Raw genomic sequence first — 298 nt, 5'->3', positions numbered from 1 at the left:
TCCCCGTCGTCGGTGCGGCTGGGCTGGACCTTCGACGCCACCGCCACCTCGTACACCGTCTGGGACGGTGACACGGCGGTCGCCACCTCCCGATACCCGGACACGGTCGTCTCCGGGCTGCCGTCGGCGTCCCGGCACGTCTACCGGGTCAGCGCGACCCTCCCTCAGTCCTGCGGCGAGACCCCACGCTCCGCCCAGGCGCGGGTCACCACCGCGCCGGGTCCTGCCGCCCGGCCGGCGGCACCGGCGTCGCTCGAGGTGACCGGCAACGCCCCCGGCAACTGGCCCACCGACGCTC

At 75.8% G+C, this 298-nt stretch carries 1 protein-coding gene; it reads left to right on the top strand.

What is annotated here, in order from left to right; translation table 11 throughout:
* Positions 1-298: hypothetical protein (locus ACFHWT_RS31560; protein WP_416598369.1), on the top strand; the 298-nt coding region annotated here is incomplete at both ends.

It is taken from the genome of Micromonospora sp. LOL_021 (genome assembly GCF_048060215.1).
In the GTDB taxonomy this organism is placed as follows: Bacteria; Actinomycetota; Actinomycetes; order Mycobacteriales; family Micromonosporaceae; genus Micromonospora_E.
This window is presented reverse-complemented; position numbering and strand designations above follow the sequence as displayed.